12 protein-coding genes and 2 pseudogenes are annotated in these 10,042 nt (G+C 57.2%); 6 read left to right on the top strand and 8 right to left on the bottom strand.

Annotated elements, in window-relative coordinates; translation table 11 throughout:
• The first annotated feature begins 99 nt into the window (after positions 1 to 99).
• On the top strand, positions 100 to 351 hold the full coding sequence (locus RTS12_RS18245) for a hypothetical protein (protein WP_312531053.1): 252 nt from the start codon (positions 100 to 102) through the stop codon (positions 349 to 351).
• Positions 352 to 785: 434 nt separating this feature from the next.
• On the opposite strand, the gene RTS12_RS18240 is transcribed toward RTS12_RS18245, so the two are convergent.
• On the bottom strand, positions 786 to 2,642 hold the full coding sequence (locus RTS12_RS18240) for a ParB/RepB/Spo0J family partition protein (RefSeq protein ID WP_312531052.1): 1,857 nt from the start codon (positions 2,640 to 2,642) through the stop codon (positions 786 to 788).
• Between the two features lie 284 nt (positions 2,643 to 2,926).
• Positions 2,927 to 3,334, bottom strand: a complete 408-nt coding sequence (locus RTS12_RS18235) for a DUF3768 domain-containing protein (RefSeq protein WP_312531050.1) — start codon at positions 3,332 to 3,334, stop codon at positions 2,927 to 2,929.
• Positions 3,335 to 3,371: 37 nt separating this feature from the next.
• Here RTS12_RS18235 and RTS12_RS18230 point away from each other — a divergent pair, with 37 nt between their 5' ends.
• A complete protein-coding gene (locus tag RTS12_RS18230; protein ID WP_312531049.1) occupies positions 3,372 to 3,584 on the top strand; it encodes a hypothetical protein in 213 nt (70 codons plus the stop codon).
• Positions 3,585 to 3,946: 362 nt separating this feature from the next.
• Positions 3,947 to 4,648, top strand: a complete 702-nt coding sequence (locus RTS12_RS18225) for a hypothetical protein (RefSeq protein ID WP_312531047.1) — start codon at positions 3,947 to 3,949, stop codon at positions 4,646 to 4,648.
• A gap of 11 nt (positions 4,649 to 4,659) precedes the next feature.
• Here RTS12_RS18225 and RTS12_RS18220 read toward each other — a convergent pair whose 3' ends face one another.
• Both RTS12_RS18220 and RTS12_RS18215 read right to left on the bottom strand, forming a co-directional pair.
• On the bottom strand, positions 4,660 to 4,827 hold the full coding sequence (locus tag RTS12_RS18220; protein ID WP_312531045.1) for a hypothetical protein: 168 nt from the start codon (positions 4,825 to 4,827) through the stop codon (positions 4,660 to 4,662).
• Positions 4,828 to 4,850: 23 nt separating this feature from the next.
• Entirely contained in the window at positions 4,851 to 5,345 is a 495-nt protein-coding gene (locus RTS12_RS18215) for a hypothetical protein (protein ID WP_312531043.1), read from the bottom strand.
• Between the two features lie 483 nt (positions 5,346 to 5,828).
• Here RTS12_RS18215 and RTS12_RS20820 point away from each other — a divergent pair.
• Positions 5,829 to 6,131 (top strand): annotated as a pseudogene (locus RTS12_RS20820) (type I restriction endonuclease subunit R); the annotation flags it as partial.
• A 181-nt stretch (positions 6,132 to 6,312) separates the two neighbouring features.
• Here the strand turns inward: RTS12_RS20820 and RTS12_RS18205 are convergent.
• A complete protein-coding gene (locus RTS12_RS18205; protein ID WP_312531039.1) occupies positions 6,313 to 6,561 on the bottom strand; it encodes a recombinase family protein in 249 nt (82 codons plus the stop codon).
• Positions 6,562 to 6,760: 199 nt separating this feature from the next.
• Between RTS12_RS18205 and RTS12_RS18200 the strand changes: the two genes are divergently transcribed.
• Together RTS12_RS18200 and RTS12_RS18195 are read left to right on the top strand one after the other, a co-directional pair.
• A complete protein-coding gene (locus RTS12_RS18200; RefSeq protein WP_312531038.1) occupies positions 6,761 to 7,375 on the top strand; it encodes a ParA family protein in 615 nt (204 codons plus the stop codon).
• Entirely contained in the window at positions 7,368 to 7,634 is a 267-nt protein-coding gene (locus RTS12_RS18195; protein WP_312531036.1) for a CopG family transcriptional regulator, read from the top strand. Before RTS12_RS18200 ends, RTS12_RS18195 begins: the two co-directional genes overlap by 8 nt.
• A 372-nt stretch (positions 7,635 to 8,006) precedes the next feature.
• Here RTS12_RS18195 and RTS12_RS18190 read toward each other — a convergent pair whose 3' ends face one another.
• The 3 genes and pseudogenes from RTS12_RS18190 to RTS12_RS18180 all read right to left on the bottom strand — a co-directional run.
• On the bottom strand, positions 8,007 to 8,321 hold the full coding sequence (locus tag RTS12_RS18190) for a hypothetical protein (protein WP_312531034.1): 315 nt from the start codon (positions 8,319 to 8,321) through the stop codon (positions 8,007 to 8,009).
• The gene (locus tag RTS12_RS18185) at positions 8,321 to 8,899 is read right to left on the bottom strand and encodes a recombinase family protein (RefSeq protein ID WP_312531032.1); all 579 of its coding nucleotides are present in this window, start codon (positions 8,897 to 8,899) and stop codon (positions 8,321 to 8,323) included. The genes RTS12_RS18190 and RTS12_RS18185 overlap by 1 nt, the downstream gene beginning before the upstream one ends.
• 391 nt (positions 8,900 to 9,290) lie before the next feature.
• A pseudogene (locus RTS12_RS18180) lies at positions 9,291 to 9,402 on the bottom strand (IS5/IS1182 family transposase); the annotation flags it as partial.
• Positions 9,403 to 10,042 lie beyond the last annotated feature (640 nt).

The following is a 10,042-nucleotide window of genomic DNA, read 5'->3' as shown; positions in this document are numbered from 1 at the left end:
GCTACCACGCTGGATTCACGAGATGAATCCCTCACGTGATTTGTGCAACAGAGCCATGACGCTGCGATAATCTGCTTGCAGAAGGTACGTAAGGCTGGAATGGCACTCGCCACTGGTCAAGGCGAGTCCACGGAGTCAAACACTTATCTTGTTAAATTGACGGACTTTCGTGACCGAGAAGTACTCGCTGTCATCGAGCCCGGCACAGAATACGTGAAGACCTTTTTGCCGCGTCACAAGTCTTGGTTTACGCTTAACAAGCACCTTGAAGAGACAATCAAGGGCAACTCAACGATGACGCTAAAAGAGATCGTTTCCTATCACATAATGAAAGGAACGATGCCCGAATAGCTCCGGAACGGTCAGTTCTACTGGTCTCAATCTCTCCTCTACTCGCTGCGCAGGGATCAGGAAGATCTTGAGAAACGATGCCGAGCAATTTGACATGCGGGCTGCTTTTTTTTGCCGCGCAGCGGCGGCCCGCGCGGCCTTAGCGCACGTCCCGATCCTGGGACCGACTTATGGTCCCGGAGATTGGGACACCCTGCCGCGCCCGCCCGCCCCAGATCAGCGACAAAAAAAGCCGTCCCGAAGGACGGCAGTTTTCCACTAGAAGGTCATGCTAACCTCAGCACATTTTTGCCGATCTCGGGGCCAAGCACAAGCTCATCCGACGAATTTGCTTGATATGTTTGCCGCTCCTGTCATTGCCGTAAGCCAACGATACGAAACGACCGACAGTGATTAGGGGCAGGGTTGGCAGACCCCGCCCCGTATTCTTTCTCCTAGAAACCGCTTGGCTGCCAAGCCGCGATGCGGGCTTTTTTGTCGGCGTCGATCTTCCAGAGTCTCTGTGTCTCGGCGTCCGAGAACAGCCGTTCCAGCGTTTCGGCTTTTTCCTTTTTCTTCATGCTGGCAAAGGCTTTGAACTCGGCGCTGTCACGGGCGCATCCGCTGAGATCGGCTAGCAGGTTTTCAAGATAGCTGCCGGAGACGCGACCAAAGAAGTTCTCGGCAGTCGGGGTCCAAACGTCGCGGATCGTGGCGCTGACTTCCGCCTCGATCTCGCCAAAGATTGGCTCTTGCCGCTCGGCGTAATCAGAGCCGCCATATTTGAGCGTGCGAGCAAGGGCGTGAGCGAGAACGGCATTGCGGTGCTTCTTGCACATAGCGCGGAACGCGGCAAAGTCCTCGCCTGCGGTCTCGTCCTGTTCCGCAAGGCGTGGTTCAACGGCAAAGCCGTCCGCAATAGTTGGCTCGATCTTGCTGTGATCGCGGCGGATGCCAAGCGGCCCGCCATAGGTTTGCAGGACGGTGAAGGCCAGCAGATCAAGCGCAAGTTCCGGCTTGTCGATCAGCTTGCCTTGGATTGCGGCATTGCGCATCGCCCGCAAGTCGGCCACCAGTGCCGCCGATAGGTCCGGCTTCGCCTTTTCGGCTTTGGCGGTCTCGTCCTCGGCGCGGCTCTGATACCGTGCAAAAGTCTCGGGGTCGATCAATCCGGCATCATGCGCGGCGGCAAGATCATCGGCGCGGATCAGGCCAGAGGTCGCGATAAGCTGGCTGTTCCAATTGACGTGAAGAATGAGGCCCGAATGGGCGCGTTGTTCCTCGGTTATGCAGCCTTCGATGATTGCTTCCAAGCCGTCGAACTCGGCCTGTTCTGCCTCGTCAAGATCGCCTTGCTCGGCGCTGGCAGCAAGCGCGTCGTAACGGGCTGCTTGCAGATCGTTCAACGTGCCAGCGACGGGATAAAGATGCGCAAAGCTGCGGGCGAATGACCAATCAAGATCGCTATCGGGGAAAATCTCGGCCCATTTCCAGCCCGCCGAAAGGGCTTTCTCGGCTTCGGCTTCCAGCGTCTCGGCAAAGAGACGGTCAAGAATGTCGGGGTTATGCAGGCTGATTTTGTCGGTAAAGAGATCAGAGGTCAGCTTGCCGCCTGCGGCTTGATAGGCATCGAGACCGACAAAAACGGCGCGGCGGTCGGTCGCGTTTACTGCGTCAGGCAGGATCAGGCGACGAATTGAGGCGGCATCAAAATAGCCGCCTGCGCCGATCCGCTCCAGCGTTGAAAGGATCAGGGCTTCATCTTCGCTGGCGGCAAAGGCTGCGGCCATATCAAGATTGATCTGACCAGATTTCAGAGCATCGAGGACAGGGGCAGGCAGGCAGCCAAGACGCAAGCGACGGCGCACAAGCTGCTCGCTCTCGCCAAAGGCAGCGGCGATTTCGGCAACGCCGGTTCCGCCGATCGCCATTTGGTAGAAAGCGCGGATTTCATCGGCACAGTGCAAGGGTTCGCGCTGGTGATTTTCGGTCGCGGCCCAGATCGTGGCTTCTGCCTCGTCGCGAGCCAGTTTGATCGGAACATAGTCGGGCGCGTCACCTGTCTCGGCCAGCAGGAGCAAGGCGCGAAGGCGACGGCCACCCGCAACAATCCCGATCTTGCCCCCCTCGGCAGGAAAGCCTGCGAGGTTCTGCATGAGGCCAACGGTGCAGATCGAGGCTGCAAGGGCGGCAATGCCTTCGGCGTCGGTGTGCTGACGCGGGTTCAAGGGCGACAGGATCAGTTCGGACAGCGGAAAGCTGACAATCTGGTCGGCGGTCGGGGGGATCGTGGCGGCGTTTTGCTTGGTCATGGTTCTATCCCGTGTGGTGGTGGTTGATCGGTGATCCGATTTTCTTTAAGGTTCGTGGTGTGCCGCCCCGAAAGGGACGACACGGGCGCTATCCTCAGAGGACGGCGTGTTGGCTCAGGAAGGCGCGGCCAATTTTCGCGGAGAGTCCGCCCTTCCTGATAAGCGCCCACGCTTCGGCGATGCGGCTCTCAAGGATTTCCTTCGGATTGTTCTCACCCCCTTTCCGATCCTGATGGGTTGCAGGGACGTCTCGGCCCGCCGGAGCAAACGGACCGATTTCTGGGTCAGTGTTCCGAGGGCAGATAGAGCGTCAAAACGCGGCGGCATTGGCTCGGATCATTGACGGCTTTGGGCAGGGATGCGCCAAAGCTGTAATCGGAGTCGTAGATATCGACTTTCCAAAACACCTTCGCGCCGTGGGTCTCGATCACGCCAAAGCTGTGATCGCCATAGGGATCGTTTTCTTCGGTGAAATCATCGAAACCGATTAGGGCCAGAACAGCGGCATCTTGGGTTTTTGGCGGTAGGTCGCGAAACCCTGTCGTTGTCACGGCGCGTCCCTCCAGCAGTTTCCCGCGCCAAGTCGCGCCCAGCCCGAGGGCTTTGCGGAAGGCATCGTTTTGCTCGGCGATATTGAGCGTGACGATGTGCGCGGCGACGGCATCAGGGGTCATGGTCATAAGGTCCGGCATTGGCTTTCCTTTCCAGTGGTGTGCGGCGGTGGGGTCTTTGCCCCTGTCCGCGATGGGCGTGGCCTTCCTGCTTTGGTCTTTGGAAATCCCACAGATTTCCGAAGGGCAAAGCGGGGAGGGCGTAGCCCTGCCCGTGGCCCCTAATCGGGCGGTCATGGGTCGGAAAGACGGGGTGGCGCGGCCCGCAGCCGCAGGCGAGGACACGGCCCGTCTGGACGACGACGCGCTATGCGCGGCGCTGGCCCATTGATCCGCCCGAGCAGGGGATGCGAGGCGGACAACTTCAGGATTGGAAAAGGTGTCGGGGTGGAGGTGAGCGCGGGCAGAGCCTGCGTCGATCCTTTGCCACGTCCATCATCTGACTAAGACCACGCGCTAAAAGCGTGGTCTGCAATGGATCTTTAGCCGGAAACCTCCGGCCCTTGCGTCAGGGATTGAGACCCGTATGGGCCGAGACGGGCAGGGCGCGCGCGTCCTGATTGGCTCGGACGGAGGCCGCGCGCGGCCGGAGTGAAAGCCCGGTGACGGGTCCGAAGCACACGGCAGACGTCATTGCAGCTCTGCAAAGAAGCTATAATCTGCAGATACTCAACCTTTAGATGTGAGCCCGTATTGAAAACCTTAGTCCTGATTGCGTGTCTTCTGCCCACAACTATTCTTGCGCAAGATTTAGCCATCTCAAAATGCGCACCGCAAAACAGCGTACTCAAATGTCAGGTAGAGAATGCAAGTGAAACTGCCATCCGTTCTTTCACATATTCGGCGTATGCAATTGAGGACGGACGATCTTTTCCATGGAGTGAAATCAACGGGAGTTTGGAAATCGCGGGCGGTTTAGAGCCAAATGAGGCGATTCCTTTGGAGTTTCCACTACCTGAAACTCCGCCCCGCGCGGTTGGTCGGGTAATCAGCTATCACGTCTCCGGTGTTCCGACCGAAGTAGCGCAGGGCGATTTCAAACAACGTCTGACGTCACATTCTACTTCGCCGCAGATTACAGATAACCTCTTAAGCTTTAGCAAGGAGGTTTCGAGTTGCTGGAACCGAGGCTCACTGTCGACCGAGGCCAGCAGAACTTCTGTGACTATCGGACTCGCGATAGGTGCCAATGGTAAGGTCGATAAAAGCAGCCTTACATTACAATCATCTATCGGGAGCAGTGATGCGGCTGCCAAACAAGCCTATGAGGCTGGCAGACGTGCAATACTGATGTGTGAGAAAGGTGGTTATCCAATGCCAGATCATACATCACGCACACTTTTCATGACCTTTCGACCGTCTGGCGAGATCACCGTCAGTGAAAGTGACCAGTGAGTGGGAGTTTACTATCCTCGTTCAAAAAATCCGGGATGGGGTTTGTTGACGCCATAACGGATTGTGCCATCGCCAAGACGGGCGTTGATCTGATCGACGGCGGCTGAGACGCGCTCGCCGCGGGTCAGCTCGGCGGGGGCGAGCGGCGCCAGCAGATCGCCCTGTCGATCCGTAATCAAGGCAACGTCCGTCAGATTGACACCTAGCGAGATGACGGGACCAGGCCGACCGCTGCGCCAAAGCGCCCGCCAGAGGGCGCGATGAAGGCGCAGGAAAAGGCCGTGTCCTGAGTGGCAAAGCAAGACACACCGCGCGCCCAAGTGTGGCCGGCGAGGAACGAGACGGACAGCGTGAAGCGCGCGACAACCCGCCCATCACGGCGCAATCGCGCCGTGGCCTTCTCTACCAACCACCGCCCGACAAGATAGGCTTGGCGGGGATCACGGAACTCCGGCGCGAGAACTTTGGAGTTACCGTATCCACCGCGCTGCGTGGCAACGATGGGAATATCCATACCCTGCAGCATGCGGACGAAGCGCTCGCCCTCGACAGATCGCCAGATCTGGCGGGCGTGACGCGGATCGAGCTGGCACAGTGAAACCACGTCATAGACGCCTGCTTTGAGCAGGCGCTCTTTCATCGCCCGAGATATGCCGGGCAGATCGTCCAGTGCCAGATGGGCGAGGCGTTGGGGCATATTGTCGGCCGAAAGCCACTGGAAACCGTTCGGCTTCTCCAGCTTGCCGGCAATTTTTGCCAGAAGGTGATTGGGTCCAATCCCTGCAGAAAAGCGCAGGCATTCGCCTGATAAGAGGCAGGTAGTTCTGCCTTTTTGATCATGGAAGTTGCCTCTTGATGAGGCTCGCTGCTCCCTAAGTTATTGAACTGTATGTGATCCACCTTATACATATGCTGTGGGTGAGCGAACGGCTTTGCCGATTGTCGCCATCGCTGTTCTCGGATGCTTAGTTGCGGCGTGTCAGGTCAGTCATTGGCGTATGGCAGGCGACAGCTTATCTGCTGTACATTGCTCATCGCTTCTTCTTAGCAACGCTTTCGCTCGCATGACGAAATCCATTGTGATTTCAGCATTTTTCCGCAATCAATTGGAGTGATCCAAACCGATTTCACCCTCGGACGTTTTCCGCATGACACTTTTCGAGATGCAAAGCCCGAAACAATGAACGAAGCCGATACCTGTCGGCGTCTTGTTGTGCCGAAACTGCAAGCCTCTGGGTGGGACGATACACCTCACGAAATCAACGAACAACGGTCGTTCACAGACGGTCGCATCGTTTTCGTGGGTGGCAAAGCCCGGCGCGGCAAGCAGAAGCGCGCTGACTATATCCTTTGATACAGCCCTGACTTTCCCCTCGCTTTGGTCGAGGCCAAGGCGCAATACAGAAATCCGTCCGAAGGTCTTCAACAGGCCAAGGACTATGCGGAAATCCTGGGGCTAAAGTTCGCCTATTCGACGAACGGCACTGGCTGAGCTACCCCCCGAAAATCGGACAGTGACGTAAGCTACGATCTGCCGTCTGCTGGTCTCCAAGAACGAGGAGACCAGACGATGTCGAAACGCAGGAACCACGACGCGGGCTTCAAGGCTCGCGTGGCGCTGGAAGCCGTGAAGGGCGAGCGCACACCCGAGCTGACAAGCGCTACTACTCCCCTGCCCTACCTGGAATCGCCCAGCCCCAAGGCTGCTCCACGCTCCTTTGCTGCCGCGAGGCGGTCCTAGTCCGCTCTGCGATCAATTCGGCTTCATGCTCTGCCACCGCCGCCGTAACCTGAAGAAGAAAGCGGTTCGCTTCCGGCATGTCAGAAGCGGTGATCTCGACACAAGCCTCAAGGACGTTTGCGATAAACGCGGCATTCCGTGCGAGACGGTCAAGCTTTGCCATGAGCAGCACCGCCCCTATACGATGTAATAGGCACTGCCGTATCCCCACAAAACGGATTGTCCTCACATGAATCGTGCCGATTAATTACTCTCAGCTTAGCCTAGGATCTTGAACGTATTCGCACAGTTGCGTAATCACTTAATTACGTAACTGTGCGAATATACATTTATGCGTTTGCGCTTCCACGGGATTGTGCTATTGTGCATTTATGAAAACAGTAGTCATAGCCGCTCAAAAAGGTGGGGCAGGGAAGACGACCCTTGCTCGCAACATCGCCGTAGTCGCCTCAAGTGAAGGCAGCCGCGTTTTGTGTCTTGATCTCGATCCGCAAGCTTCGCTACGCGGCTGGTGGGAGAGCCGCACAGCCGAGATGCCCTCTATGCTCGAACGAGACCCATCTCCAGCTGCGCTCCAGCTTACGCTGGCAGCGGCCAAAGACCAGTTCGAATTTTGTATCATCGACACTCCACCCGCGGCTCCTGAGTGGCTATCTGAGGTGCTTGGCGCGGCCGACTTAGTGCTGATCCCGGTTCGACCTTCGCCTGACGATCTTCGTGCAGTCGGCGCCACTATCTCTGCTGTCAACCGTGCAAAAGTGCCCTTTGCCTTTGCGCTGTCACAGACACCTCGAGCCAGGATCACAGACGAGGCAGCTCGTGTCTTGGCGCAGCACGGTCGCGTGGCGCCGGTCAATATCGCACAGCGCGTCAGCTATGCAGAGACGGGAGCAACGGGGCAGGGGGTAACTGAAACGTCTGATCGCAGGGCAGGGGATGAGGTTGCGTCTGTCTGGGCGTACGTGAAAGGGATTCTCGATGGTTAAGAAGCCCGTGATTCTTGACGGCCTGCTCAATACCGATGTCAAACCGATCGACACGGGCATCCCGCAACGTGGTACCGAGCCGAATCCACCCACAACGAAGCTAGCCCCAAAGAAGAGAGAAGGGGAAAAGCGCCTAACGCTTGCGCTAGATGGTGAAACCTATCGGCGACTTCGCATGCACGCCGCAACAACGGATGAGACGCACCAAGACATTCTTGAACGCGCACTTGCGGAATACCTTAAACGCGCAAACGCGTAATTACGTAAATATGATTAAAGGTAGACTGGTCGGCTATACGTCGTCGCTAAGACGCGCAAGGCCGCCGTCCGCTGCCATCAGTCAATGATTCGCCCCCTCGGATATCTTCCCATTGGCGTCGAAAACAGCTTCTCGCAGCCCACCCGACGACTTGCTCTTGGCGTCAAACCAGCAGACTCTCGGCATGATCGAGGGACCCACGGGAGGCAGGTCATGAGCACAAGCTGTGGACGTACAGTTCGATAATCGTGTTATGTTCCATTCGGTCTCTCCCGTTCGAGAGTTGCGCCAGCCAATCTGGCGCAACTCTCGAACGGAGAATGCCGCGGAAGAGGTCACCGAATCAGTCAGTCTATCCAAAGATCATAGGGTCTAATCCTCAGAGGCTCGCCTCTTCGGGATGGAGTATCTAACGGGAAACATGTCCTCGCCGTAATGGTGCAGCTTGATATGATGTCTGCGGCATAGCCAGCGCACATTCAGGGGCTCGTCGTAAGAGTCATGATGGGCATCCACCACTTCATGCCCACAGACCTCACAACCCTGCTTTTCCAGCTTGCCTGAAACAAGAGCGCGCTGCACCGCCAGATGAGCCGTGTATTTGGATAGATTGGCACGACGCCAATTCGCCTGCCGTGTCTGGCTTTTTAGAAGCGGCGGACGTGGGGTTTTCGGATCGTCCGTCATCACGGCATCGCCTGACGCGCCAAGGTACGGTAGACTGTCGGGCGTGAGACGCTGAACACATCTCCCAGATCACTGATCGAATATTCACCAGTATCATACATCCTGCGCAGTTCTTTTTGCTGGCGGTCCGACAGCTTCGGTTTCTTGCCGCGGAGCTTGCCCTTGGCGCGCGCAATTGCCATGCCTTCCCGGGTCCGCATCCGGATCAGATCAGCCTCGAACTCAGCGAAGGTCGCGAGGATATTGTAGAATAGCCGCCCCATCGGATCGGTGGGGTCGTAGACCGCCGCACCAAGTTGCAGCCTGATACCCCGTGCGGCAAGGCTGTCCGCGATGGCGCGGACGTCAGGGACCGACCGGGCTAATCGGTCCAACTTTGGAACAACTAGCGTGTCACCGTCCCGTAAAGCCGCCAAGGCCTGATCCAGACCAGGACGGGCCCGTTTGGTCCCAGTAAAACCGTGGTCGGTGTAGATGCGATCCGCCGCCACGCCGAGGCCAGCCAAGATGCCGGTTTGCGCGGCCAAATCCTGTTTGTCGGTGGAACAGCGGGCGTAGCCGATGAGAATGGATGTCATGCGTTAATCTGTAACGCTAGACGCCCCTTCATTGCAAAACAATTAGGACCAAGCAAATGAGACGCCAATCAGTCAGCCTTTGCATGTTCGCGGGTCGCCACCATCAAGTGTCCGCTCAACGATCCTCTTACGGACATCACAGTCAAAAACTTGCCAGAAATCCTTTGGGTTTTATAATCGAGGCACTACCAAGGGCGTGACACACTATGGGACAGGTCCAGTCGGAGCTGTGAGCGGAAGCCTTCCCTGCTGGCGGCGCTGTTCTGTGCCGCCAAGAGCCGCCGTCAGTTGTTTTGAGAAGGCGTTGATGGTCATCCCTCTTACGATGAAGGCATCTTCTTCGCCAAAGTCGACGACGGCATCCATGCCGATGTGGGTCGCACAGGCGTTGCATGATCGTCTTGTGCCCCGCGCTCTGGGCGGCCAAGCCTATAGCCTATCATGATCCCGGAGAGGACCTCCTTGTCACTCCATCGCTTCCAACGGTTGTGGAGGGTCTTGGCCTAGCCCTATTCCTTCGGCGCGTGTCACCACCATAACAAATTGTAAGTAATTAAGATTATGTAATATATGACCACTTTCAATCCCATCGAGAACAGTGCCGCGACCCGCTCCGCGATCTGGTCGGCCCGCCTGTGCCAAAACCAAAAAGGCAACCGTCCGCTGGCTTATAGATCAGATTGAAGGCCTCGGCCCTTGGATCAAGAGTGTCTACAAGGAAACGTCCGGTGCTATCCACTTCTCGGATTTTCACATGAAGAGGCTGATGTCGGAGGCGAAAGTAAAGGACTGCACTGAAGAAGGAACCTCCGTATGGCTTGTACTGGCAGGGACGGAGACCGATCCCGGCAACTACATAATCCTTACCCCGGCACTCAATCGCATCTGCCAGCTGCTCGTCTGTGCCATGCAGGATCGCTGCGGATTGCTTGAGCGCCCAGGTGCAGATGCGGTGGGACCTTGATTCAGCGGCCTTGGGCGGGATGTTTTCGATTCGTTGGGAGGGGGTAGCGCACGATGTGTGGTGGGGCTCTGTTGCAGAAATCACGTGAGGGATTCATCTCGTGAATCCAGCGTGGTAGCTGCGATGCATGAGTAGACCCACGCCCACGACCTACAGGACCAGGAACTGGCCAAGCTACA

It is taken from the genome of Paracoccus sp. (in: a-proteobacteria) (assembly GCF_032007265.1).
Classification (GTDB): Bacteria; Pseudomonadota; Alphaproteobacteria; order Rhodobacterales; family Rhodobacteraceae; genus Paracoccus.
Note: the sequence above shows the minus strand (reverse complement) of the source record. Positions and strands in the feature narration are given on the sequence as shown.

What these genes read in the sequence shown, in the direction of transcription:
- RTS12_RS18185 (WP_312531032.1), bottom strand. Translation starts at nt 8,899, where the DNA reads ATGACATCCATTCTCATCGGCTACGCCCGCTGTTCCACCGACAAACAG.
- RTS12_RS18245 (WP_312531053.1), top strand. Translation starts at nt 100, where the DNA reads ATGGCACTCGCCACTGGTCAAGGCGAGTCCACGGAGTCAAACACTTAT.
- RTS12_RS18240 (WP_312531052.1), bottom strand. Translation starts at nt 2,642, where the DNA reads ATGACCAAGCAAAACGCCGCCACGATCCCCCCGACCGCCGACCAGATT.
- RTS12_RS18235 (WP_312531050.1), bottom strand. Translation starts at nt 3,334, where the DNA reads ATGCCGGACCTTATGACCATGACCCCTGATGCCGTCGCCGCGCACATC.
- RTS12_RS18195 (WP_312531036.1), top strand. Translation starts at nt 7,368, where the DNA reads ATGGTTAAGAAGCCCGTGATTCTTGACGGCCTGCTCAATACCGATGTC.
- RTS12_RS18215 (WP_312531043.1), bottom strand. Translation starts at nt 5,345, where the DNA reads ATGCCCCAACGCCTCGCCCATCTGGCACTGGACGATCTGCCCGGCATA.
- RTS12_RS18190 (WP_312531034.1), bottom strand. Translation starts at nt 8,321, where the DNA reads ATGACGGACGATCCGAAAACCCCACGTCCGCCGCTTCTAAAAAGCCAG.
- RTS12_RS18200 (WP_312531038.1), top strand. Translation starts at nt 6,761, where the DNA reads ATGAAAACAGTAGTCATAGCCGCTCAAAAAGGTGGGGCAGGGAAGACG.